A 25,485-nucleotide genomic window follows, 5' to 3' on the forward strand; every position below is an offset into this window, starting at 1 on the left:
ATGCCGGGTCGGGTCCCGGACATGAGCCCGGGACCCGACCTCTCGTTTGTGTCCTTCCGACCCATTGTGGTTGGGCCCGCGCCCCCTTACTGTTCGACTTTGCCTGAGTCTGTTTGATGCTGTTCGCCCAGTCGGTCTGGAGGCCGCCGTGCGGGATGGTCGGAACGGTTCAGAGGGTGCGAGACCCGGTCGCCGTCGCTGGTGGAGGGCGATCCTCGCGACAGCCGCGACCATCGCCCTGGCGGCCGGCCTGACCGCGCCGGCCACGGCGGCGGCGCAGGACGTCGGCGAGCAGCCGCCCGCCGCCAGTCCGCAGGCGCACACCGTGACGCTCGACGGCTACTCCTTCCTCGTCGACGGCAAACGCACCTACCTGTGGTCCGGCGAGTTCCACTACTTCCGGCTCCCGAGCCAGGACCTGTGGCGCGACATCTTCCAGAAGATGAAGGCCGCCGGCTTCAACTCCACCTCCCTGTACTTCGATTGGGGCTACCACTCACCCAAGCCGGGCGTGTACGACTTCACCGGAGTACGGGACGTCGACAAGCTGCTCGACATGGCCCAGGAGGCCGGCCTCTACGTCATCGCCCGCCCGGCGCCGTACATCAACGCGGAGGTCGACAGCGGCGGCCTGCCCGGCTGGCTGACCACCAAGGCGGAGGACAACCGCAGCGACGACCCGCGGTTCCTGAAGTACGCGGACGAGTGGCTGACGCAGATCGACCGGATCATCGCCCGCCACCAACTGACCAACGGTACCGGGTCAGTTATCGCCTACCAGGTCGAGAACGAGTACTACAACGGCTCGGCCGCAGGCCGCTCCTACATGCAGCACCTGGAGGACAAGGCCCGCGCCGACGGCATCACGGTCCCGCTGACCGGCAACAACAACGGCACCTTCAACTCCGGGACCGGCGCCCTGGATGTCGACGGCCCGGACTCCTACCCCCAGGGCTTCGACTGCTCCAACCCCTCGAAGTGGAACGGCGTCCCCGACATCAGCTACGACCACCCGGCCGGAAAACCGCTGTACTCACCGGAGTTCCAGGGCGGCGCCTTCGACCCCTGGGGCGGACCGGGTTACGACAAGTGCGCCCAGCTGATCAACGACCAGTTCGCGAACGTCTTCTACAAGCAGAACATCGCCGTCGGCGCGACCGCGCAGAGCTTCTACATGACCTACGGCGGCACCAACTGGGGCTGGCTCGGCATGCCCGAGAACTACACGTCGTACGACTACGGGGCCGCCATCCGCGAGACCCGCCAGCTCGATCCGAAGTACGACGAGGACAAGCTCATCGGCTACTTCACGCAGTCGGTCGCCCCGCTGACCAAGACCGAGGCGATCAGGGCCACACCGCCGGACGACTCCGCAATCGTCGACACCGCCCGGATGAACCCCGACACCAAGACACAGTTCCACGTCCTGCGGCACGGCAACTCCACCTCCACGGCCGTGGACAAGACCCACATCTCCCTGGACTTCAACGCCCAGCCGACCAATGACACCACCTACACCTGGGACGACCCCGACTCCGCGCTCCAGTACGCCGGTTCGTGGTCGCACGTGGCCGACACGAGCTACACCGGCGGCGACTACAAACACACCGAGTCGTTCTCGAACAAGGCCGGTGACTCGCTCACCGTCCCCTTCGACGGCACCGCGATCCGCTGGATCGGCTCGAAGACCAACAACCACGGCAACGCCGACGTCTACCTCGACGGCACCAAGGTGGCGACGGTCGACGACTCCGGCAGTGAGAGCCAGGCGGTGCTCTTCCAGAGGACCGGCCTGACACCCGGCGCGCACACACTAAAGATCGTCGTCGCCGGGAACCACAGCTCGGGATCCACGGACAACTACGTGGCCGTCGACGCCATCGACGTACCGACGGCCGCCACCGCCGAGCCGACCTACCCGGTCGTGCCGCAGCAGCCCGGCACCGCGATCACCCTCGACGGCCGCGACTCCCACGTGATCGTGGCCAACTACCGCCTCGGTGAAGCACAGTTGCAGTACTCGACCTCCGAGATCATGACCAGCGCGACCATCGGGGACCGCGACATCGCCGTGCTCTACGGCGACCAGGGCAGCGACGGCGAAACCGTCCTGCGCTACGGCGCCGAGCCCACCGTGACCGCCACCGGCGGTACGGTCACGACCAGTTGGGACCCGGCCACCGGAGACCTGCGGCTCAACTACACGCACAAGGGCCTGATCCGCGTCAGCATCACCGGCGACGGAAAGCGCCCGCTGCTCCTGCTTCTCGGCGACAAGGCCACGGCGAAGACCTTCTGGCGGCAGGACACGGCGAGCGGCCCGGTGCTCGTGCGCGGCACCCACCTGCTGCGGACGGCGACCAGCCTGCACGGCGGCCACGCCGTGGCGCTCACCGGCGACAACGCCGACGACAAGAACATCGAGGTGTTCACCTCCGCCGCCCAAGTCACCTGGAACGGCAGGGCGTTGGGCACTCCGGCAGTCAACACGGGAAGCCTCACCGGGAAGATCGCGGTGGCCGCCCCGATTCACCTGCCGACACTGACCAGTTGGAAGCACGCCGAGGAATCGCCTGAAGCGGCTCCCGGTTTCGACGACACCAGCTGGCAGGTGGCCGACAAAGCGACCACCAACAGCGTCTCCGGCGCCAACTCGCTGCCGGTGCTCTACGCGGACGACTACGGCTTCCACACCGGCAACACGTGGTACCGCGGCCGATTCCGCGCCACCGGCAAGGAGACCGGCATCCACCTGGTCTCGGACTCCGGGGGAGGAGCGCAGGCGTTCTCCGCCTGGCTGAACGGCACCTTCCTGGGCAGCTCCACCACGGGCAGCGGCGACTTCACCTTCCCGGCCGGCTCCGTGAAGTCCACCGGCGACAACGTCCTCTCCGTGCTCACCGTCAACATGGGGCACGAGGAGGACTACAACTCCTCCAACGGCAACAAGACCGCACGCGGTCTGACTAGTGCCTCCCTCGTCGGTGCGCCGCTGACGTCGGTTACCTGGCGACTCCAGGGCGTACGGGGCGGAGAGGACCTCCAGGACACCGTCCGCGGCCCGCTGTCGACGGGCGGCCTCTACGGCGAGCGGGCCGGCTGGTCCCTGCCGGGCTACCCGGACGGCGACTGGAACCGCGTGTCCCTCCCGACAACCGACACGACACCCGGTGTCTCCTGGTACCGCACCGACGCCAAGCTTGACCTGCCGCACGGCCAGGACACCTCGCTCGGCCTGACGTTCACCGACGACCCGTCACGCAAGTACCGCGCCACGATCTTCGTGAACGGCTGGCAGGTCGGCAACTACGTCAACTACCTCGGCCCGCAGCACACCTTCCCGGTCCCCAACGGCATCCTGAACCCGAACGGCCACAACAGCATTGCCATCGCCGTGTGGAACCTCGACGGCAGCACCGGCGGCCTCGGCAAGGTCGCACTGACCAACTACGGCAGCTACGCCTCGTCCCTGCGCGTCGCGCAGAACGACAGTCCTCGCTACGACGCCCGGACCTACGCGATGCCGAAGCGTCCGGGAGCGGACGTCACCCTGGACGTGCCGGACACCGCCCAGCCGGGACAGGCCTTCACCGCCCGGACGACCGTGCGGGTGCCGAAGGACCGTCAGTCCGCCTCCGGACTGACGGCGTCGCTCACCGCCCCCGACGGCTGGAGCGTGAGTGACCCGAACCCCACGTCGATCAAGCGCGTGCAGCCCGGCACATCGGCCACCTTCACCTGGAAGGTCCAGCCACCGACCGGCACGCTGCCCTCCGCCTCGGCACTCACCACCACGGTGCACTACCGGCAGAACGGACGGCAGGCCGTCAGCGCCGACGAGCGCATCGTCGGCGGAATACCGCCCGCTCCGCCTGCCGGGAAGAGCGACGTGAGTGCCCTGCCGTTCTTGTCCTCCACGAACGGATGGGGCCCGGTGGAGCGGGATACCAGCGTCGGCGAGCAGGCAGCCGGGGACGGCCGCCCGATCACCATCTCCGGCGTCGGCTACGCCAAGGGCCTGGGCACCAACTCCGTCAGCGACGTCGAGCTCTACCTCGCCGGACAGTGCTCGCGGTTGACGGCGGACGTCGGCGTCGACGACGAGACGGGCGGCGCGGGCACGGTGACGTTCTCCGTGATCGCCGACGGCAAGACCCTGGTCACCACGCCGACGATCCGCGGTGGGCAGGCCGCGGTGCCGATCGACGTCGATGTCAGCGGTGCCCAGGTGATCGACCTGAAGGTCGGCGACGCGGGCGACGGCAACGGCAACGACCACGCGGACTGGGGGGTGCCGACGCTGACGTGTGAGTGATCGGGCGTCGGTCCGTTCGCGAGATGCGGTCGACGACCGCGTTCCGGGTGACGTCACGGTGCTGGCTTGGGCCTTGTCTGTGGAAGGGCGGCCCTCGGCCAACGGACGGACCGCCTGAGCCGGCCAGTACGTCAACGCCGTCACGGCGGCCGGCGGGACCGACCCGGGAAGCCCGTTCCTACGCGGGGCTCGAATCGTCGAGGAAGTGAAGCAGCACGGCGGCCTCGGCACGGAGCCGTGCGGTCCGGTGCGCGTGCGCGGGAGCGGTCAACTGTGCCGCGGCCTCCAGACGTTCGGCGGCTTCGGCTTTCACGATCTCGACCACACTGTGCTCGCTCAGCTCACGCCGAGCCGTCTCCGTGACGCCGACACCGAGCGGCGATTGCTCAAGCGCCAAGCCACGATGCTCGGTTTCCCGCACGGGCACGGCCTCGGCGTTGTCCAGCGCGCCAAGGGTTGCCTGGCTCGTGCGAAGGAGAGACCGGGAGCGTCGGAACTGATCGGCTGCGTCAGCGTTCGGTACGGCGAGGAGATCGATGGCATCGACCTGTTGCGAAGGTTGGGCCTGTTTGTCGGTCCGCGTCGCAGCGCGGATCTGTGAGGAACTCGGTCCGTCTTCGTTCGCGAGCCCTGGTCGTCTCCCTGCCCGGCGGATGCGGGCTTTGGTTCGAAGAACAGGGCAACCGGGACCGTCCTTCACGGGTCTACCCACCGATGACACACCATCAGGTTTCGTCGTGCGGGGAGGCGGCGAACCCAGTGTCCCGAGGGGGGACTTCATGCGTATGCGCCCGGCCGTGGCCGTCACTTTCCTGACGGCCGCCCTTTCAGCGTCGGTGCTTCCGACAACCGCCCAAGCGGCGGGCACGGCCGCTGCCGACGACACCACGTTCTCGAACGTCGTGGTCAACGGAGGCAAGGACATCGTGCTCGGCCTGACCACCAGAAAGACCGTCACGATCACGTGGACGGCCCGTGACCCGGAGGGTGTTGCCGCGTCCTGGGCCTACCTGTGGCACGGTCCCAACACCGACGACGCCGACGGCATCCTGCCGCTGTACCCGCCGGCGGGAACATGCGTGGTGTCGCGAGCCGACCCGACCACCTCCACCTGCAAGGTGAGCATCGCGGTGAGCGCCGCGCGGGACTTCGACCACAACGGCCTCGCCGGCGCGTGGAAGGTGCTCGCCGGGGCGCAGGACACCACCGACAACTGGACGGAGATCGACGTTGCCGGCACGGCGAACTTCAAGCGGTACGCCAGGGTGACGGTCAACGCCTCGCCCGAGCCGGTGAAGAAGGGCAGGACGATCACGGTCACCGGGAAGCTGACCCGCGCGAACTGGGACAGCGGCACCTACACCGGCTATCAGGGGCGGACGGCCCAACTGCAGTTCCGTAAGAAGGGCAGCTCCGTCTACACCGCGCTGAAAACCGTCACCACCGGCGTCGGAGGCACGCTGAAGACCACTACCAAAGCCAAGTCCGACGGCTACTACCGCTACGTCTTCTCCGGTACCCCCACCACCGGACCGGCCACGGCGACGGGCGACTTCGTCGACGTCAGGTGACGAACCGCACCCGTTCCGGCTTGTCGGCGCGGTGTTGCGGTCGCTCGGGGGAGACCGGCGTCCATCCGGGGTGGACGCCGGCCTTCCTTCGGTCGGAGGAAGCGTCGGGTGAACGTGTCGGCCACCGCTTTCGCGCAGGTCCCGGCGGAGCGGAAGGGACGGGTCGTCGGCTCGTCCGACCGGCCGGTGATCGTGGCGCGGTCGCCCGGGTGCTCGATCCGGTTGCCCCCCGGCGGGTGCACGAGCAGACACGGTGAGGCGGCCCGGTCGCTGCCCGGCGGCGGCGTCGCGGTCGGCCTCGGTGCCGAGTTCCATCGCGGGGACTTCGCCCGGCAGCGGACGTGTGACGTACTGGCGGCCGTTTCCAACCTGCTTGGACCAGGCGAGCCCAAGGGCGCCGAAGAGGTGGCATCTCCCCCTCGCCACCGTGCCGAGGAGCGGCGGATACCGACATCTCACGGCGAGGCCGGGCCGGCCGACGGATGCGGAAGCCGCAGATGGAGGCGACCATGAGCCTCATCGAGGCGAGTGGAGATGCCCGTATGACGTGTTCCGCCGAACCTCTTCGCTATGCCCTGTGCCGCCTCGCGCCGACCCCAGTGCGCGCCGAGGTGCCCGGCGCCGCAGGGGGACCGTCGGCCCTGCTCGCCGGCACCGTCGCGATGCCTCTGTCCGGCAGGCGTCGGCAGTCTGCGCGGACACCGTCGCCGAAGTTTTGGACAAGGCTTCCGGACGCTGCGGGTGGTCCGACGGCCTTCGCGAGCGCTGAGGCCGGCCAGATCATGCCTGGAATCAGGGCCGACCCGTCGGCCCGTCCCGGACACCGCCACGGCGGCCCCTGATCGGGCCTGCCCGCGACGAGCTCCTCCCACGGTCGGCCCAGCCGACGGGTTCGGACCACGGGACTGCTCACCCGTAAGCGCACACGGCTCGGAAAGGACACCGATGTCCGGAACAGGAACCTCCTCCTCGCCCCGACGGCTGACACTGGCCGCGATGATCTTCGCGGTGGCGATGACGTTCATCGACCAGACGATCGTGTCCATCGCCGCACCGAACATCCAGGCGGAACTGGGGCTGACCAACACCGGCGTGCAGTGGGCCATCAACTCCTACCTGCTGGCGATGGCCGCCCTGTTCGCCTTCGGGGGACGGCTGGCCGACACTGTCGGGCACCGGCGCATGGTCATCCTCGGGGTGATCGTCTTCGCCGTCGCGTCCGCACTCTGTGGGCTGACGCCCAAGGGCGGCGCCGCCGAGGGATGGCTGATCGCGTTCCGGGCGCTTCAGGGGGCGGGCGGAGCGCTCATGTACCCGGCCGCCCTGGCCATCGTGGTCAACTCCTACGCGCTTCAGGAACGCGGCAAAGCCCTCGCCCTCTTCTTCGGCATCGCGGGCGGTCTCACCGCGGTCGGACCGATCCTCGGCGGCTGGCTGACGCAGTGGACCTGGCGGGCCATCTTCTGGGTCAACATCCCCGTCGCCGTCGTGGCACTGGTGCTCATCGCGATGGCGCGTCCCGACGCCCCGCACCGCCCGGCGCCGATGGACTACCGCGGACTGGCCCTCATCGTGGCCGGCGTGGGCCTGAGCATCTTCGGCTTCCAGCAGTCCTACCTGTGGGGCTGGCACTCCGCGGCGACCTGGCTGTGCATCGTCGTGGGCCTGCTGCTGCTCGTGGTGTTCGTCCTCGTCGAAAGGCGAACGACCCATCCCCTGCTGGACGTTGAACTCTTCCGCGACCGGGCCTTCCTCGTGCAGAACATCGTCCTGGGCGTGGCCATGGCAGCCTTCGTGCCCGTGTTCTTCTTCACGAGCGTGTACGCCGAGGTCGCCCTCGGGAAGAAGGCCTCCGAGGCCAGTCTCGACCTGCTCTACTTCTTTCTCGGTTTCGTGGTGGCCGCGCAGGTCGGCGGACGGATGCTCGACCGCATCGGCGCCAAGCGGCCCGTGGTGCTGGGCTGCGCACTGTCCTGCGTCGGCTTCTTCCTGTGGGCGGGCCGGGTGACCGGGCTGAGCGAGAGCCGCATCGTGTGGTGCATCGTGCTCACGGGAGCAGGAATGGGCCTGATGCTGGGACAGGCCAACACCGACGCGGTCAACCGGGTACCCCAGCTCTCTTACGGCGAAGCGACCGGAGTCACGCAGACCGTGCGCAACTACGGCTCCAGCCTGGGCCTGGCCGTCCTCGGCACGATCTTCGCCTCGGCGCTGCAGTCACGGATCACCCGGACCCTGACCGCGCAGGGCATGGGCCACGACGCGGCGAGCCGGGAGGCCAAGTCGATCTCCCAGCTGAGCTCAGGACAAGGCAGTGGTGGTACCGCGTCCATTCCGCACTTCGTCCGGCTGGGCGTGGCCGAGGCCACCCGCTCGGTGCTGCTCGGCATGGGCGTGATCATGGCCATCGCCTTCGTCGTCGCCCTGTTCGGCCTGCGGCGCGGAGTCCAACAGGAACTGCCCGCCGACAAGAGGGAATCGAGGATGGCCCGGGCACCGGAAACGGGAGACTGACGGGACACCACGACAGGCAGCACGAGCGGGCATCGGAGCTGTCATCCGCGCGGGGCCGCCGGGACGCCGTGCCGGGCCACAAGTTCAGGCCAGTCGCGCAGTCCGCCGGCCGTGTACGGAGGTGCCGGGCTGCCTTCAGAGGAGGCGTTCGATTCCGACATGTCTCAGGTACGGCCTCGCCCGCGTTCCCCTTTCCCCGCTGAGACCCGGCGTCTACGCCCACACCCTGAGCCCGCGGCAGGCCGACGGTTCGCTGTCGGGCGCAGCCACCGTCACAGCCGCAGGACGACCAGGGCCGTGTCGTCGGTGTTGCCCTCTGCGGGGAGCAGGTCGGCGAGCAGGGCGTCGGCCAGGGGCTCGGGTTCGGCTTGTCGGTGGTGGGCGAGGGAGTCGGCGAGGCGGGCCAGACCGCGGTCGATGTCCTCCGTACGGCGCTCGATCAGCCCGTCGGTGTACAGCACGAGGCTGGAGCCTGCGGCGAAGGGGACACTCGACTCGGGCCGGCCGAGATGTTCGGGTCTGGCGCCCAGGGGCGGGTCGGTGGCCTGGTCGAGGAAGGTCACCGTGCCGTCGGGGTCGAGCAGCGCCGGGGGAGGGTGGCCCGCGCAGCTGTAGGTGATGGTGTGGTCGCCCCAGTCGATGAACGTCGTCACCGCGGTGGCGGACTCGGCGCCCTCGACGAAACGGGCGTAGAGACCGAGGGCCTCCAGGGCGGAGCCCGGTCCGTCGGCGACCCGGCAGGCCGCGCTCAGGGCGCTGCGCAGCTGGCCCATGGCGCAGGCGGCCGCCAGACCGTGCCCGACGACGTCACCGACGGCGACCGCCATTCCGCCGTCCGGCAGGTCGACGAGGTCGTACCAGTCGCCGCAGACGTTCAGGGCGTCGACGGCGGGCCGGTAGCGGACGGCCGCCCGGTGGTGGCCGACCGGTCGCGGCGGGGGCAGCATCGCCGCCTGCAGGGTCAGGGCCACCTCGCGCTCATGGGCGTGTGCCCTGCGCAGCCGCTCGTTGACCTCCTGCAGCTCACGTGCCCGGGTGTACAGCTCGGCTTCCAGTACCCGGGCCCGGCTGTCGACGGCCCGGCCGCCGATGGCCCGGACGAACTCGGTGACCTCCTCCACCCGGTGGACGATCAGCGTCACTTCGCCGTTCTGGCCCCGGATGGGCGCGTTGACGGGGCTCCAGAAGTGCTCCACCCATCGGCCGGGCCGCAGGGGGTCCTCGATGTCGTAGCGGAGCAGGGCCATGGTGTCGCGTTCGCCGGTGGTCGCCGCGCGCAGCATCGACTCCCGGGTCTCGCGCATGCCGGCCGCCGCCGGGTCCTTGGGGTTCTCGGGGAAGACGTCGAAGATATAGCGGCCGACCAGCTCCTCGCGCTTGCGTCCCGACAGGCGCTCGAAGTCCTGGTTGGCGTCGACGTAGACCAGCTCGGGAGTGAGCAGCGCCACCATGCCGGGCAGGTCGCGGAAGACCGCCTCGTAGTCGATCTCCGGATCCTGCATGGCCTGCCCGCTTCGACGCCGAGGGTCACTGTGTCGTTCCACGATAGGAGGGATCTGGCCATGAAGCCCGGAAACGGGTCTTTTCGGTTTGGTGAGCAGTGACGATGGTGTCGGCCGTCACCCGACCGAGTGGCCTGCTCGGGGAGGCCGCCCTGGGCGGCCGCACGATGGTATGGCTCGGAGCACGCCGTTCATGATCCGGTCTGTGTCGAGTCGCCGATGTCCGTGGTGAGACGGCGGTAGGCGGCTCGGGCGTGGAGGAGTCGGGCCAGGGCCGTGCCCGCCAGGGCGGCGGTGAACAGGCAGGCGAGCCAGAACGCGTCGCGGTGTCCGGCCCAGGTGAGGGTGCCGGCGGGCGGGACGGCGAAGCCGTTGAGGAAGAGCCAGCACAGCACCGCGGTGCCGGGGGCCGCCGTGAAGCGGGCGCACAGGCCGAGCAGGACCGAGAGCAGGGACAGCGCGGCCAGCGCCGGAGAGGGCCGATCGGTACCTATCAGCGCATTGAGCAGTGCCACCAGCACCAACGCACCGCCGGACGCCGCGGCCCAGACCAGTGGCGTCGCCAAGGGCGAGGGGACAGGCCGTGCTCCGGTACGGAGAGGCACCCAGTCGATCATGCTCGTGACTCCTTCTGGTCGTCGCGCTCCTCCTACGACGGGGAAGACAGCCTGCCCGAGTCCACGCCACCGGTACAACCTCGCCCCACGGCTCAAGTCCCGGTCCGCACCGCCCTCTTGGACGGCGTCGTCGCCCGCCGCTCGTAGAGGACCGGCCACAGGGTGATCAGGACGAGCAGCCAGACCACGGTCACCGTGCGGACATGTGCGCCGAACACCGCCAGCAGCAGGGGCAGTACGCAGCAGGGGAGGGCCACGGACAGCAGCCACCGCTGTTCCCGACCGGCTCGGCCGAGCCAGGCAAGTCCGCTGAGCGCGAAGTACCCGGCCAGCGACGAGCACAGCAGCCACCGGGTGGCGTCCGGCAGCGTCTCCAGGTGTCCGGCCACGGCTCCCAGTGCGGCGGCCAGGGCGGCGAGGCAACCGGACACGAAACAGTGCAGGGGCAGCGCGGCACGGGCGGGCAACACCCCTGCCGCCAGGTGCGGCACCCCCGCATAGCCGTGCCCGAAGGACAGCGTCCACAGCGTGGCCAGCAGGAAGAACGCCGCGACGGCGAGCATGTACAGCTTCGTGTCCCACTCCGCGTCCGAAGTGGCTTCGACCACCTGGGCGACGCCCTCGCCCAGCACGATGATGACGAAGAGGCCGAGCCGCTCGCTCAGGTGCTCCGTCTGCGACCGCGCGAGCGACGTGCCCCGTGCGGAATCGCGCCGGGCGGTTCGTTTGTCGCGGCGCTCCCGGGCCTCCTGGTGCTCGGCGATGTCGCGTGCGGAGACCGCGAACGTGACGTACAGATCAAGGGCGATACCGAGGGCCCAGAGCCAGTAGCGCGTCGGATCGTGCGCCCAGAGGGAGACGGTCCACGGGATCACGCCGAGCGACATCTGAGCGGCCGGCCAGTCGACAAGGACCTGGCGACGGTGCTGCCAGGCCCGGCTCGCCAGGACCCGGACCAGGACGTAGGCGAGGGCGAACACCCGCGCGTGCCGGTCGTCCCCCTCGTGCACCCCCGACACCGCCGCGGCCATGACGGCCATGCCGAACATCGCGGCCAGCACCGTCCGGGTGTGGGTGTTCTCGTAGGCCACGTTCGCGTACAGGGTGAAGCAGATCCAAGCCGTCCAGAAGGCGAGGAACAGCAGCGCGTACAGACCGAGGTCGGACGCGTCCGGGACGCCGTGCAGCAGATGCGCGATCTGCGCCACACCTGCCACGGCGACCAGATCGAAGAACAGTTCCAACCAACTGGCGTGCCGGTTCTCCTCCGAGGTCGGTTGCGGGGCCGGCGGGGTCGTGTCGTCGTCGCTCACCGCATCACCATGCCCTGTCGCCGACGACCTACGAGCCGGAAATCGCCTGCGACCGGTCGCCGGGACGGACCCTCGCCCCGCCGCCTGGAGCCGCTCGCCGCCGGGTCGGCAGTCCTGCCGTGCCATTTCGAGGCGCGGCCATCACACAACCGCGGTCAGAACCAGGACCGTTGTCGGCTCGGTCGGTGCTGAGCACCGCTGTGGGCTTCGGGGCTGCCGGAGTATGGGCAGGTCCGGCCATGAGGGCTCCGGAGGCGGTTGGTCGACTGCTGTCGGTGTGGCCGCCGTGGCTTCGGCTGCGGACTCCGTTGTTGCGGCTGCCGTGGTTTTCGAGGCCCGGTTGATCCTGCTCGACACCGTCGGCCGGTTGTCCGACTGATCCTGAGACCTGGCCGCAGACCCTGCTGACAGCAGCCCGCTTCCCGGTCAGGCGCGGACGCCCAGCAGACGCCCGTTCTGGAGGCCGAAGTACAGCACGCCGTCGGCCACCGCAGGCGTGGAGAAGACCGGGCTGCCGGTGTCCGCCCGCCATCGTTCCTCGCCCGAGACCGCGTCCAACGCCCACATACGGCCGTCGTTCGTGCCGACGTACAGCGTTCCCTCCGTCACCACCGGAGCCCACCGCACCCAGACACCGACCTTGCGACTCCACCGTCTCTCGCCGGACACCGCGTCGACAGCCCACAGATATCCGTCGCCGGTGCCGAAGTAGACGAGGCCGTTCGCCACCGCCGGCGTGGACTTCACCCAGGTGCCGGCCGGGAGCTTCCACCGGACCTGCCCCGATGCCGCGTCCACCGCCCAGAGGTGCCGATCGGCGCTGCCGACGTAGAGGATGCCGTCGGCCACCACCGGCGAGGACCACAGTCCGCTCAGCGTCTTCAGTTGCCACCGCACCTGGCCGGAGGCGGTGTGCAGAGCCCACAGAACGCCGTCGTCGCTGCCGACGTAGACCGAGTCGCCCACCACGGTCGGTGTGGAGCGCACGCCCGTGCCGACACGGACCTGCCACCGGCTCTCCCCTGAGACGGCGTCGACCGCCCGGAAGAAGCCGTCGTTGCTGCCGAAGAGGATCATGCCGTCGGCGATGACCGGCGTGGACCGCACCAGGCCGTCCGTCCTGACCCGCCACCGCTCCCGGCCCGAAACGGCGTCCACCGCCCACAGGCATTTGTCCCAACTGCCGATGTAGACAGTGCCGTTGGCGAAGGCGGGCGAGGCGGCCACCACACCGCCGACCCTGCACTGCCAGCGTTCTTCGCCGGACAGGGCGTCGACGGCCCACAGGAGGTGGTTCCAACTGCCCACATAGACAGTGCCGTTGACCACGACCGGTGACGATTCCTTCACCGCTCCGCCGGTGTCCAGCTGCCAGCGCACGGCGCCGCGCCGCTGTCCTTCTTCCTGCTCGCCATCTCCGTCGGCGCTGCCGGCGGAGACGAGGACATAGGGCTTGATGACGACCGGCAGGTAGGCGAAGTAGCCGATCACCTCGATCGCGTTGAAAATCCCCAAGGGCACGAGGACCAGTGCCCACCACGGCGTGAGGTGGCCCACGAGGATGGTTATCAGCGCGGCGGCGCAGCCGAGCCCTGAGCAACTGGCCACGAGAAGCTCAAGGGCTCCTTTGGCGCGAAGGCCTCGAAGTAGCATGGCCGACAACATATGATCACTCGGCCGCCGAATCGGTCAAGATTGCGGAAAACGTCAACACCCGCCGATCGGACGGAACTTCCGTACGGTTCCGGTGCGGTCGAGGGTCACGGCGGCCGGTTCAGGAGCGTCGAGCACTGAACGCGCGGTCGAGCCTGGTTCCCGTCGCTCGGAGGCCACCTCTTCCTCCAGCCGCGGCCATCACACAACTGCTGTCAGAATCACGACCGTTGTCGGTTCGGGCGCCGCCGGTGAGTACCGCCACGAATCTCGGGGCTGCTCGCATACAAGCGGGCCGGGCGGATCAAGAGGGCCCCGTGAGCGGTTAGTTGTCCGCTGCCTCCGTCGTCGCCTCGTCCGGTGCTGCGGCTGCCGTGGTTTCGGCGTGAATGGCGTGGCCGCGTTGGGGGGTGAGGTCGAGGGAGGTGAGGACCGAGGAGTGGACGATCGAGGGGAGGGTGTGGCGGAGGAGAGCGGAAACGCTGGTGGGGAGGTTCTGGTAGTTGGTGGTGGCCTGTGACATGGCTTGGACGCCGGCGAAGGCGCCGACAAGCACCTGAGCGGTCTCGGTGGGGTTGACGTGGGGGAGGAGTTCGCCTTGTTTCTGGGCCTTGTCGAGGAGTTCGTCGGTGACGGCGGTCCAGCGCTGGAAGGGACCGGTGCGGTCGAGGCCGTCGGCGCGTTGGTCGAGGGTGAGACGGACGCCGGCCCGGACGAGAGGGTCGGTCTGGAGGCGGTAGGCGTGGAGCATGGTGGTGTCGATGAGTTCCTGGATTTTGCAGGGGCGGTCGGGGACGACGAGTGACTGATCCTGTCCGGCGAGGACGCCCAGGGCGAGTTGTTCTTTTGAGCGGAAATGGAAGTAGAGGGCGCCTTTGGTCACGTTGGCGGTGGTGAGGATCTCGCTGATGGTGGCGGCTTGGTAGCCGCGTTCCTCGAAGACCGTGGCTGCGGCCATGAGGATGGTGTGGCGGGTGCGAATGGCCCGGTCCTGCTTGGGTTCTGGCACGTTCGGGCCCCTTTCGTCACGGGTCGGGTGGCCGTCCGTTAAAAATACCGTCCAGTTCGTATAGTCTACGGCGCTGCAGTTGCCGTTGAGTCGTGCCGCCGTATGGGTCGCCGGGCCGCGGGGGAGTGGGGCGGGGAGGGCGGCCCGGTGCGTCGGGTGCGGGGTGCTGCGTTCGTCGGGTGGGCAGGGCGCGGCCAATTGCAGTGATGTGCCCTCCAGTTCGCGAACAGTCCGCGTGAGGCGGAGAGCTCGCCGTCAAGGGCGGCATCGACCAGTTGGTCGGACGCTCAGCGGGCCCGACCGGACCCGGCCCGGCCGACGGTGAACGTGAATCTCTCGGAGGAGACCGTGAGGCGGTCGGTGCCCACGCCGAGGGTCTCGCAGGCACCTGGGCGTTGGCGGGTTCTGCGTTCGGGGGACTCGGCACCAGGGACCGTGTGGCTCCTTCGAGTTGGCGGATGGGCACAGGGTTCGGCTCGGGGACGAGCACGCCGAACCACGCTTGACGAACTCGGAGCAGCCACGCCGGGCGACCTCACAGCTGACGGCGGGTCACTCGCAGTCGGCGACCGGATTCACGGCCCGAGCTCCAATTGCCGGGCAGGTATTCCATGTTGATCAACCTGTCCAGTACACCAGCGAGATCACGTGGCCCGAGGTCTTCGGCCCGTGGCAGTCGCGATCTTCGCCGACTGTCACCACGGAAAGTCGGTGATGTTCTCGGCGGCTGGCTTGTCGTTCGGCAGTGTGTCGTTCGGCTGGAAGGCGGTGGCGCGGACGAGGGAAGAGTCCTGAATCGTGTCGTCGTGGCCACGTACAAACCGGGGCGGGACAACCCTCTGATGTCGAACCTGTGGCCGCCTCACATCGAGCGCGGGCCCGGTCTCGTCATGCAGATGGTGTCCCTCGTCGTGGTGTACGGGATCAGCGGCCGGAAGTGCGCGGGCGTTTGCCCGGGGCGCACTTCCACGGGTGAGTACCGCTCCCTGAACAGGAGGCGGGCCATCGCGTAACTCTCCCTGGTGAACGCCCAGTTCAACCACGAGGAGTGCACGATGGCCCTGTCCCAGTCTGAACTGATACGGCTCCTTGAGTCACTACGCTCGACCGACGGAATCGAGCTCATCCGCGCCATCGCCGAACGGATGGTGCAGGAGCTGATCGAGGCCGAAGCAACGGCCCACATCGGCGCGGAGTGGAACGAGCGCACGCCGACGCGGACCAACGTCCGCAACGGGCACCGCGAGAAGGTGCTGACCACGCTGGCCGGCGATCTGGACCTGGAGATCCCCAAGGTCCGCACCGGCAGCTTCTTTCCCTCACTGCTGGAGCGACGGCGCCGGATCGACCAGGCCCTCTACGCGGTCATCATGGAGGCATACGTGCACGGCGTGTCCACTCGCAGCGTGGATGACCTGGTCAAAGCCCTCGGCGGGGACAGCGGCATCTCCAAGTCGGAGGTCTCACGGATCTGCGCGGCGCTGGACGAGCCGCTGACCGCGTTCCGCACCCGCCCGCTGGATCATGTCCGCTTCCCCTACGTCTACCTGGACGCGACCTACTGCAAGGCGCGGGTGAACCATCAGATCGTCTCGCGGGCCGTGGTGGTCGCCACCGGCATCACCGAGGACGGAGGCCGTGAGGTCCTGGGCCTGATGGTCGGCGACAGCGAGAGCGAGGTGTTCTGGAAGGAGTTCCTGCGCTCCCTGCGTGAACGCGGCCTGTCCGGTGTCCGTCTGGTCGTCACCGACCAGCACGCCGGGCTGGTCGCCGCGGTCCGCAAGGTGATGCTGGGCGCCGCCTGGCAGCGGTGCAGGGTTCATTTCCTGCGCAATGTCTTCAGCGTGATCGACCGGGATTCCGGTGAAATGGTCGCCGCGACGATCCGCACGATCTTCACCCAGCCCACCGCCGGCCTCGTGCGCACTCAGCTGGACACCGTCGCCGACATGCTCGGCGCCCAGTTCCCCAAGGTCAAAGCAATGCTGTTGGAGGCGAAGGAGGATCTGACCGCGTTCGCGGACTTCCCGCCCAGGCACTGGAAGAAGATCCAGTCCACGAACCCGCTGGAACGGGTGAACCGCGAGATCAAGCGCAGGATCGACGTCGTCCAGGTCTTCCCCAACGACGACGCGCTCATCCGGCTGGTCACCGCCGTGCTCTTCGAGATGCACGACGAATGGATCGCCTTCCCCCGCCGCTACCTCCCCGAAGGCAGCATGAGCGAGATCTACCGCGAACTCCCCGGAAGCGCTCCCGCGCTACCCAACACCCCGAACACGCCCACCAGTTGATCCCCAACACCACGCCGAGGGACACGACCGTCATGCAACTTGCGCCACTGTGCCGGGTGTTGCGTCTCGCCGACTTCGATGCAGGTTCAGCAAGGGTAATCGAGCGCGCTAGGAGCCACTCGTGGACCGCCGCGACGCCACTTGGCGGACTGCCTCCAGGGGGCGCCGGCTGTCCTTGGCCCGGGGCGGATGGTGTCCGGGCGAGTGGTGTAGCAGCTATCGCCTCTTAGTTCGCGCCTACACCAGCCCCTTGGTCCGCGCGACGCAAAGGCTCGGCAAGATCGCGCCACTGTGCGGGACGTGACCTTCTCCGCCGCTTGGGGCGTTCCGGGGGGCACCTGCCGGCCGTGGTCTGGGCTCGTCGACGGGGGAAAGTCGAGGCCAGCACGTGTTTATCGACTCCCGCGGGGATCCTCCGGTGTGGTTGGGGTGGCCGCATCTGTGTGCCCTCTGGCGCCGGAATGCCCTCTAACATCGGCAAACCGTCCGTGCTGTTTTATCGAGTGGTTCCGGTGCTGTGACGGTCCGGGCGCCCGGTGCCTGGCGGCTTGAACGCGAGCCGCGCATCTGCTTTCTTGGCGGCCTCGTGGGGGAGTCGAGTGTGGACGTCGAGGTGCTGGGCCTACTGGCTCTCCATGTCGACAAGGTGGTGCCGGTGGTCATGTTGGTGGAGAAGGTGTGTGTGGTGGGCACCCTGCGGACCTACGTCCTGCGGCTGCCTGAGTTGATCGGTACGGCGCCGGCCGCGCGGGAGCGGGAGGGCGGGAGGGCGGGAATGAGGCTGAGGGAGCGGGGGGGCAAGGATATTCGGGCCGTCGTGCGCTGCGGCTGTCGGCTGCAGAAGCGTGGCGGCATGATCGACCATCGGGAGTTCGAGCGGCCTGTGGGCACGGGATACCGGGCTATGGACGCCGGGGGCTGCGGAGTGGACCAGCGCTCACCGGTCTGCGGGCCGGGGCCGGCAGCCGGACCGACATGGAGGTCCGGAGGTTGGGGAGTCCCGCCTGCGCCCGCTGGCTCGGCGCATCGATACCGATCTGCATCTGGGCCGCCACCGTGGGCTGCTGCCGGACCTGACGGTGCCGGTCAACCAGCAGCGGATGCACGAGAGTCCGCACGGCCGGTTCATGGTGGCGCTGCATGGTGCGGGTCGGCACGGCGAGGCTCTGGGCGTCCACCGGCGGCTGCGCACCAACCTCGTGGCGGAGCCGGGCCTGGGGTCCTCGGCGGCGCTTGCAGTGCTCCATCCTGGCGGCCTTCCCCGACGGCATCTCCGTGACCGTCCCGGAGGCGACCGTCCGGGTCACCGCCCAACCCGCCATTCTCACGGGCGAGTTGCCGAAAATGACCCGGTCCACGCTTCGTACGGCGGAGGGCGGTGCACGGCGTACCCCGGACCGATCCCGCATTGTCCTTGCCCCCTCAATGCCTCTGTCGAGGTTCCGTGGACATCCCCGACCCGGCTCGTCCTGCTGCTTGGCTGCGAGTTCGGCCGAGGTGCGGGTCTTCCTGACGGCCGGCCAGATGAGCCGGATGCGGGAGCGTCGAGGTGTGCGAGGGGTGGCCTCAGAGACGATCGAGGAGCGCCCTCGACCTGGCGGGGATTCAGTGGACGTGCGCTTCCCGGCCGGCAGCCGGGGACTGAGCGCCGCCCCACTGGACGCGCCAACCTCGGCTGGAGGCTGGCCCGGACAGTCCAAGGTGCCGCGGACCGCTGGGCACCTAGTACTCCAGCTGTAGATCTTGATCTTGCTGCAGGGCGGAGGAGCCACTTGGCCTGGTCGGCTGCATGCCGGCGTCCTCCTACAGGTGCGCTGGGACCTGTCGAGCAGGCACTATGCCCTGGTGAGCACCATCATCAAGTTCTTCGTGGCGCCGGACCACGATGCTGCTGCCGTCGTAGAGGTCGGACCCGACGGCGTCTTTGAGTCGCTGGCGTTCGGGAACTTCGACGCTGAGAGGCATTGATCGAGTGGGAGAGCATCTTCACTGGTCAGGCCTTCGGGGGCCTCGTCGCCGTTGATGTTCCCGAAGTCGTCGCCGATCCTGGCGATGATGAAGGCCCGGTGGTCCTCGCGGCCTCCCGGGCTCTCCAGGACGCCCTAGCCGGTACAGAAGAGCAACGGCTTGTCGATGTCAGCCGACTGTGGGTCGCGGAGCAGTCGGCGGACGGCGAGGTCTTCGACGAGGGGATTGCCGTGTGGATCCCAAGCGGTCTGGCTGGCCTGGCCCGTGCCATCGGCCAGAAGCCAGAGGGCCTGTACTGCCGGATGGCGTAGATCGATGACCCTCTAGACCCGGATTTCGCACGTGCCTCGTTCGGTTGGAACGGGGCGTGTGCGGTGTCGGGTGGGTGGTGTGGTCGTTGATGTGATGTGTCGATGATTTCGCGTGCCAAGCGGCCACGGGTGCAGCGTCCACGGATGAACGTGGAGATCGCGCCTGTGGTGGAGAGGCGTCTGGGTGCTCTGCCCGCCTCTGCCGAGTTTCTGCGCCGGCTGGACGTGGCCGGGATCATCGACGGGCTGTGTCCGGTCCGGGAGGTCGCGCATCTCACTCATGGGCAGGTCATCGAGGTACTGGTCGCCAACCGGCTTTCCGCGCCCGCGCCGCTGGTGCGGGTCGGTGACTGGGCCCGCGAGTGGGCTGTTGAGGAAGTCTTCGGGATCGAGGCGGACCTGCTCAACGACGACCGTATCGGCCGTGCCCTGGACGCCATCGCGCCCGAGCTGGAGGCCATCGTCGGCAGTGTCGGGGCGAGCGCGATCGCCGGGTTCGGGATCGATGTCTCGCGCCTGCACTGGGACATGACCAGCATGTCCCTGCATGGCGCCCACGAGAGGCCGGAAGAGGGGTTCCCGCAGGTCAAGTACGGTCATCCCAAGGACCGCCGGGCGGATTTGAAGCAGATCCAGGCCGGGATCGCGATCTCCGCGGACGGCGGCATCCCCGTTTTCCATCGTGCTTACGACGGCGGGGCCGGCGAGGTCTCCCAGGTCGTCGGGGCGATGACGGCCCTGCGTGAACTGGCCGCGCCCCGCGACTTCCTGATGGTCGGCGACTCGAAGCTGATCTCCTACGGCAACCTGCTGGCCCTTCAGGAAGCCCAGGTGAAGTTCATCGCCCCGGCGCCCGCGGCCAAGATTCCCGATGGCCTGTTCGCCGGCCTCGACGCGGGCCGGGCCCGCCTGGTCGACTACACCGCCGGGCGGGACGCGGGCAAGCCACCCGCGCAGCGTGGCCGCTACCGCGTGCTGGAAGACACCCAGACGCTGGCCGGTCCACGCAAGCGGGACCCGCAGGTCACCGTGCGCCGGATCCTGGTCCACTCCAGCGCCAACGCCGCTGCCCAGCAGGCAGCCCGCACCCGGCGCCTGGACAAGGCCCGTGAGGAACTGGACAAACTCCAGTCCGCCTGCGGCGGCCGGCACTACGCCACCGCCCAGAAGGTCACCGCACGGATCGGTGTGATCACCAGCAAACGCCGTATCGGCTCCTGCCTGGTCACTTCCATCAGCACCGACGAGACCGGCCGACCCGCCCTGACCTGGCACTACGACCAGGAAGTCCTGGCCGCCCAAGCCGCCACGGACGGCTGGTACGCGCTGCTGACCACCCTCGATCCCGCAGTGGCCGACGCCGCCGAGGTCCTCATCCGCTACAAGGGCCAGCCGATGGTCGAGCGCCGCTACAGCGACTTCAAGGGCCCGCTCGCCGTGGCCCCGGTCTTCTTGCACCACAACCGGCGCATCGCCGCCCTGATCACCGTGATCTGCCTGGCCCTGCTCGTGTTCTGCCTCATCGAACGCCAGGTCCGCCAGGCCCTGGGCGACGACCAGAGCATGCGCGGCCTCTACCCCGACAACCGTGCCCTCCGGCCGACCGGACGCATGATCCTCTACCACCTCGCCGACCTCCGGATCCGTGTCGGAACAGCCACCGACCCACCAACCATTCTGATCACCCGCGCCGTTCAAGCCCACCTCCTCGAACTCCTCGGCATCGACGAAACCCGCCCCCGCTGGCTGGAGACCTCAAACCCCACGTGCGAAATCCGGGTCTAGGGCCTGTGTGATGTCGTGATCAATCGTGCCGATCTGGATCCGTCTGGAACGCGGATCCGGTAGGAAGGCGTTCGTGACGCGCAGGCAACTCAGCGACGAGCAGTGGCAGTTGATCGAACCGTTCCTGCCGATAGGCGATTACGGTCCGTACCCTGAGCGGCTGCGTAAGCAGTTCGAGGGGGTGATCTGGCGGTTCCGCACCAGCAGCCAGTGGCGGGAGATGCCGGGCGAGTTCGGCCCATGGCCGACGGTCTACGGCCGCTTCCGCGTCTGGAGGGACGCCGGCGTCTTCACCGCATTACTGGAAGGCATGATCGCTGAGGCCGCCCGCCAGGAGCAGGCCGACTTGTCCCTGGTCAGCGTGGACTCCACCACCGTCCGTGCCCACCACGACGCCGCCGGGATGCGCATCGGCAAGGAAGTCATGGACGCCCTCGAGGAAGCCGCCGCCGACCAGGAACGGGCCCGGCAAAGGGGGCGGCCCGCCGGAACAGAACGGACAGGACGGACGCGACGCCCCCGGCCGGGAAGAACTGCGGCACCTCAGGCGACGGCGCAAGCTCCGTCTGAAGGAAGCCCTGCTCGGCAGGTCCCGAGGCGGGCTGACGAGCAAGATTCATCTCGCTGCGGACCGCAAGTGCCGTCCCTTGTCGTTCGTCCTGACCGCGGGACAGGCTGCTGACAGCCCGCAATTCGCCCCCGTGCTGCAGAAGGTGCGGGTCCGTCTGCCGGTCGGCCGTCCCCGAACCCGGCCCGGGGCTGTCGCCGCGGACAGGGCCTACTCATCCCGCGCCAACCGCTCCTACCTGCGCAAACGCAGCATCAAGGCCGTCATCCCGGAGAAGAAGGACCAGGCCGCCAACCGGAAGAGGAAAGGCAGCCGGGGCGGCCGGCCCACAGGTCACGACGCCGATCTCTACAAGGAACGGAACACCGTCGAGCGCCTGATCAACAAGCTGAAGGCCTGGCGGGGCATCGCGACTCGATACGACAAGACGCCCGAGAGCTATCTCGCCGGCCTCCACCTCCGCGCCTCGATGATCTGGATCAACGACCTGCTGCAAGCAACCGCTTGATCACGACATCACACAGGCCCTAGAGCTTGCGCACACGCCGCTAGCCCCGCGTTCTGCCGCCTACGACGCGTCAGTCACGGTCCTGCCATGTGCACACGCAGACTTCATTGCCCTCGGAGTCTGCCAAGACCCAGAATGCTCGCGCACGGTCGTCGCTGACGAGCCGACCGCCGGCCGCGAGGGCGGCTTCGACTCGGGCAACGGCATCGTCGTGCGGAACAGTCAGATCAAGGTGCATTGTGTTGCGCTGCGTGCGCGGTTCGTCCATCTGCTGGAACCAGAGAGACGGACCGCCATAGGACGGGTCCACTAGGTCGGCGGGCGCAGTGACGTCGTCATACCCGAGTACCGCCTTCCAGAACGGGCGCACTGCGGGGATGTCCATCGCATCGATCGCGATTGCAAGCGACTGAACCGAATGGTGAGCAGGGTGCGCGACCGTCTGGTAACCGGCCGTGCGAACTGCCTTCGTGATAGAGCGGGCCAGATCAACGTCCTGCGTAGTCACTCGAAATTTGCCACGTGTCTCCAGCGTGAGTTCCACTCGGTCGGCGGTCGCGCGCAGGCGCAGATGGTCGTTCGCGTGTGGGCCGGCGATGTCGACCGCAGCGCGGATGACTTCGCACGCGTCGAAGAGAGAGTCGACCGTGACAGCGGTGGTGAGGCAGTCGAGGAGGTACCGCCAGCCGAGGTCTTCAACTGCCAGCGACGCTTCGCTTTCCGTCAGAATCGTGTCAGCCATATGGTCATGCTCTCCAGTGTCGTCGTGGCTTCTCTGTACCCTGCTCGGTCGTTTCGTGGAGGCGTGGTAGCAGGCAGAAGGACACGGCCACCGTTGATCATCGTTGGTTGTGTGGACAAACGAAGATCAGCCGGTGGCCGTGGGCCAAAGCGTAGACCCTGCCCGGTGGCAGCCGGCGTTAAAGGACCTGATGGCGCGGATCGTGGGGCGGTTCGCCCGGGTGGAGCCGCGGCGCCGAGCACGGGCGTTCGTGCTGGGCCTGCTTGCGGAGTTGCCGCGGAAGAACTGCTGGCCGATCGCCGAGCATGCCGGTGACGCCACTCCAGCCGGCATGCAGCACCTGCTCAACCGTGCGTCCTGGGACGCCGGCGAAGTCCGTGATGACATACGCGACTTCGTGGTCGAGTACCTCGGCAACGAGAACGCCGTCCTGGTGGTCGATGAGACCGGCGACCTGAAGAAGGCGACAGCGAGCGTTGGGGTGCAGCGCCAGTACACCGGCACCGCCTGGCGGATCGAGAACGCCCAGGTTGCTGTCTACCTCGCCTACTCCTCCCCGGCCGGACACGCTGCCATCGACCGGCGCCTGTACGTCCCGCGTTCCCTGGACACAGGACCTCGACCGGTGCCGGGCAGCGGGGATCCCCGAGGACTTGGGGTTCGCCACCACGCCCGCATTGGCCACCGAGATGATCACCCAGGCCTTGGACGCCGGCGTGTCAGCCGCATGGGTCACTGGCGACGAGGTCTGCGGCGGCGATCCCCACCTGAGTGCCGAACTGGAGAGACGTGAGGTGGGCTACGTCCTGGCCGTCTCGTGCAAACGGCCGATCCCCACGCGCGCGGGTGTCTTCGATGCGGGCGTGCTGGCTCGCTGCCGGCCGAAGAAGGCCTGGCAGCGGCTCTCGGCCGGAGACGGTGCCAAAGGCCGCCGCTATTAAGACTGGGCCCAGGTCGAGATCGACGACCCGAAGGAGGGCGCTGGCAACAGGTCGCTGTTGGTGCGGCGCAATCGGCGCGCGGGCGAACTTGCCTTCCACCGTTGTTACTCGACCGCTCCGGTGCCATTGACCACGCTGGTCAGGGTGGCTGGTCGCCGCTGGACCATGGAGGAGACCTTCCAGGCAGCCAAAGGGTTGGCCGGGCTGGACGAACACCAGGTTCGCCGCTGGACCTCCTGGCACCGCTGGATCACCCTGGCGATACTCGCGCACGCCTTCCTCGTGGTCACGGCCGCCATCGAACGAACCGCCGCGACCTCACCTTCGGGCTCGCCCCGCTGGCCTGTGGCGAGATCCAACGCCTGTTCGCCGCATTCGTCTCCCAACATGCCCAAGGGCTGGCGCATCGACTCAGCTGGTCACACTGGCGACGACGACACCAAGCCCGTGCTCGCACAAGCCACTACCAGCGTCAGATCACTGAAGAGTCTTGATCAAGATCTACAGCTGGAGTACTAGGACGGGGGACACCTACGACCGTGGACGCAGGTCGGCCATGCACCAGGTCGTCGACAACACCCAGTCCGGTCGCCCTCCAGCGGCCGGACTCCGGGCTCGCCCCGATCCTGCGTCGCCGCCTCCGGTCTTCTGCGTCCGATCAGCCCGAAGACCCGATAGGAACCGTCCGGCCCGGATCTTGCCGCGTCCGGGTCGACATCGTCCCAGCAGGCTTGTCGGGCAGAAAGCGGGATAAAGATAAGAATCTTCAGCAAATGGGCAGAAGCGAAGAGCGTATGGAGAGATGGAGGCGTGGAGGGTTGGTTGACGACGGAAGACGGGGTCGTGGCGGGCCGGGCGCGTGGAGGGCCCGGTGATCCTGGTGACGGGCGCGACGGGGACGGTGGGGCGGGAAGTGGTCCGCGGCCTGCCTGCCGGCCTGCACGTGCGGGTCATGACCAGGGACCCGGCGAAGGCCGTAGGAATGTTCCCGGGAACGGAGGTGGTCGTCGGAGACTACGCGGACCCGTCGTCGCTGGCCCGGGCGCTGCAGGGGGTGCGCACGGCGTTTCTCGTCACCACGCGAGTCGACGGCGACGACGATGCCCGCTTTGTCTCGGCCGCCCGCGCCGCCGGGGTGCGGCGGGTGGTGAAACTCTCCGCGGCGGCTGTCCTGGATCCCGGGGCCGACGACCTGATCACCCGCAGACAGCGCGCCAACGAGGACCTGTTGCGCGGCTGTGGCCTGCAGTGGACCCTGCTGCGCCCGCGCGCGTTCATGTCCAACTCCCTGTCCTGGGCCGCCCCTGTCCGCCACGAGCGCACCGTCCGAGCGCTGTACGGGACGTCGCCCAACGCCTGCGTGGACCCCCGCGACATCGCCGAGGTCGCGGTACGGGCCCTGACCGAGGAGAGCCACGCCGGACATGCCTACACGTTGACCGGACCGCGGGCCCTGACCGCCGTCGACCAGACGCGTGAGCTGGGTCGGCTGCTCGGCATCTCCCTGCGTTTCGAGGAACTGGCCTCGGACGAGGCCCGTGCCGCGCTGAGCGGGCGCTGGCCGCCCTCGGTCGTGGAGGCGCTTCTGGCGAGCGCGGAGCGGCAGAGGGCCGGCGCCAAGGCCCGGGTGGAGGACACCGTTGAGATGGTAACGGGGAGTCCGGCCCGTTCCTTCAGGTGGTGGGCTCAGGACCATATCGAGGAGTTCACCGCGACCCCGGACGAGTCCGGGACGCGACAGGGGACGGTTTAACGCCCGTCCCGGGACAGGGGGTTGGGCTGCTGTTGGTCCACCGCGTGCCGCTCCGGCAGGTCATGCCGTTGACCCAGTAGGTCGACTTCCGCACGGCGTTGGCGGTGCGGCACGGTGGAGG

15 protein-coding genes and 3 pseudogenes are annotated in these 25,485 nt (G+C 68.6%); 11 read left to right on the top strand and 7 right to left on the bottom strand.

Annotated elements, in window-relative coordinates:
* The first annotated feature begins 148 nt into the window (after positions 1 to 148).
* A complete protein-coding gene (locus OG496_RS53800) occupies positions 149 to 4,315 on the top strand; it encodes a beta-galactosidase (RefSeq protein WP_405976296.1) in 4,167 nt (1,388 codons plus the stop codon).
* Positions 4,316 to 4,493: 178 nt separating this feature from the next.
* Here the strand turns inward: OG496_RS53800 and OG496_RS53805 are convergent, their stop codons facing one another.
* Positions 4,494 to 4,760, bottom strand: coding sequence for a hypothetical protein (locus tag OG496_RS53805; RefSeq protein WP_405976881.1), 267 nt, complete (start codon positions 4,758 to 4,760; stop codon positions 4,494 to 4,496).
* Between the two features lie 334 nt (positions 4,761 to 5,094).
* On the opposite strand from OG496_RS53805, the gene OG496_RS53810 reads away from it, so the two are divergent.
* Together OG496_RS53810 and OG496_RS53815 are read left to right on the top strand one after the other, a co-directional pair.
* The gene (locus OG496_RS53810; protein ID WP_405976297.1) at positions 5,095 to 5,886 is read left to right on the top strand and encodes a hypothetical protein; all 792 of its coding nucleotides are present in this window, start codon (positions 5,095 to 5,097) and stop codon (positions 5,884 to 5,886) included.
* A 945-nt stretch (positions 5,887 to 6,831) separates the two neighbouring features.
* Complete coding sequence (locus OG496_RS53815; protein ID WP_405976298.1) at positions 6,832 to 8,400, top strand: MFS transporter; 1,569 nt, start codon at positions 6,832 to 6,834, stop codon at positions 8,398 to 8,400.
* 272 nt (positions 8,401 to 8,672) lie between these two features.
* On the opposite strand, the gene OG496_RS53820 is transcribed toward OG496_RS53815, so the two are convergent.
* From OG496_RS53820 to OG496_RS53840, 5 genes are all read right to left on the bottom strand, one after another.
* A complete protein-coding gene (locus tag OG496_RS53820; protein WP_405976299.1) occupies positions 8,673 to 9,902 on the bottom strand; it encodes a PP2C family protein-serine/threonine phosphatase in 1,230 nt (409 codons plus the stop codon).
* A gap of 191 nt (positions 9,903 to 10,093) precedes the next feature.
* Complete coding sequence (locus tag OG496_RS53825) at positions 10,094 to 10,519, bottom strand: hypothetical protein (protein WP_405976300.1); 426 nt, start codon at positions 10,517 to 10,519, stop codon at positions 10,094 to 10,096.
* A 92-nt stretch (positions 10,520 to 10,611) separates the two neighbouring features.
* Positions 10,612 to 11,832, bottom strand: a complete 1,221-nt coding sequence (locus tag OG496_RS53830; RefSeq protein WP_405976301.1) for a low temperature requirement protein A — start codon at positions 11,830 to 11,832, stop codon at positions 10,612 to 10,614.
* 426 nt (positions 11,833 to 12,258) lie between these two features.
* Positions 12,259 to 13,440: a PQQ-binding-like beta-propeller repeat protein gene (locus tag OG496_RS53835; RefSeq protein WP_405976302.1), complete on the bottom strand. Its 1,182-nt coding sequence runs from the start codon at positions 13,438 to 13,440 to the stop codon at positions 12,259 to 12,261.
* 370 nt (positions 13,441 to 13,810) lie between these two features.
* Complete coding sequence (locus tag OG496_RS53840; protein WP_366495673.1) at positions 13,811 to 14,494, bottom strand: ScbR family autoregulator-binding transcription factor; 684 nt, start codon at positions 14,492 to 14,494, stop codon at positions 13,811 to 13,813.
* A 1,055-nt stretch (positions 14,495 to 15,549) separates the two neighbouring features.
* Between OG496_RS53840 and OG496_RS53845 the strand changes: the two genes are divergently transcribed.
* From OG496_RS53845 to OG496_RS53870, 6 genes and pseudogenes are all read left to right on the top strand, one after another.
* Positions 15,550 to 16,788: an IS256 family transposase gene (locus tag OG496_RS53845; RefSeq protein WP_405976882.1), complete on the top strand. Its 1,239-nt coding sequence runs from the start codon at positions 15,550 to 15,552 to the stop codon at positions 16,786 to 16,788.
* Positions 16,789 to 17,831: 1,043 nt separating this feature from the next.
* A pseudogene (locus tag OG496_RS53850) lies at positions 17,832 to 17,975 on the top strand (BTAD domain-containing putative transcriptional regulator); the annotation flags it as partial.
* 658 nt (positions 17,976 to 18,633) lie between these two features.
* Positions 18,634 to 18,756: a hypothetical protein gene (locus tag OG496_RS53855; RefSeq protein WP_405976303.1), complete on the top strand. Its 123-nt coding sequence runs from the start codon at positions 18,634 to 18,636 to the stop codon at positions 18,754 to 18,756.
* The gene (locus OG496_RS53860) at positions 18,753 to 19,067 is read left to right on the top strand and encodes a hypothetical protein (protein WP_405976304.1); all 315 of its coding nucleotides are present in this window, start codon (positions 18,753 to 18,755) and stop codon (positions 19,065 to 19,067) included. Before OG496_RS53855 ends, OG496_RS53860 begins: the two co-directional genes overlap by 4 nt.
* 144 nt (positions 19,068 to 19,211) lie before the next feature.
* The gene (locus tag OG496_RS53865; protein WP_405969311.1) at positions 19,212 to 20,852 is read left to right on the top strand and encodes an IS1634 family transposase; all 1,641 of its coding nucleotides are present in this window, start codon (positions 19,212 to 19,214) and stop codon (positions 20,850 to 20,852) included.
* A gap of 73 nt (positions 20,853 to 20,925) precedes the next feature.
* Positions 20,926 to 21,928 (top strand): annotated as a pseudogene (locus OG496_RS53870) (IS5 family transposase).
* A gap of 70 nt (positions 21,929 to 21,998) precedes the next feature.
* Here the strand turns inward: OG496_RS53870 and OG496_RS53875 are convergent.
* Positions 21,999 to 22,670: a VOC family protein gene (locus OG496_RS53875; RefSeq protein ID WP_366499007.1), complete on the bottom strand. Its 672-nt coding sequence runs from the start codon at positions 22,668 to 22,670 to the stop codon at positions 21,999 to 22,001.
* A 190-nt stretch (positions 22,671 to 22,860) separates the two neighbouring features.
* Between OG496_RS53875 and OG496_RS53880 the strand changes: the two are divergent.
* Together OG496_RS53880 and OG496_RS53885 are read left to right on the top strand one after the other, a co-directional pair.
* Positions 22,861 to 24,105 (top strand): annotated as a pseudogene (locus tag OG496_RS53880) (IS701 family transposase).
* A 377-nt stretch (positions 24,106 to 24,482) separates the two neighbouring features.
* Complete coding sequence (locus OG496_RS53885) at positions 24,483 to 25,364, top strand: NAD(P)H-binding protein (protein ID WP_405976305.1); 882 nt, start codon at positions 24,483 to 24,485, stop codon at positions 25,362 to 25,364.
* Positions 25,365 to 25,485 lie beyond the last annotated feature (121 nt).

This window comes from Streptomyces sp. NBC_00988 (assembly GCF_045162645.1).
GTDB lineage: Bacteria > Actinomycetota > Actinomycetes > Streptomycetales > Streptomycetaceae > Streptomyces.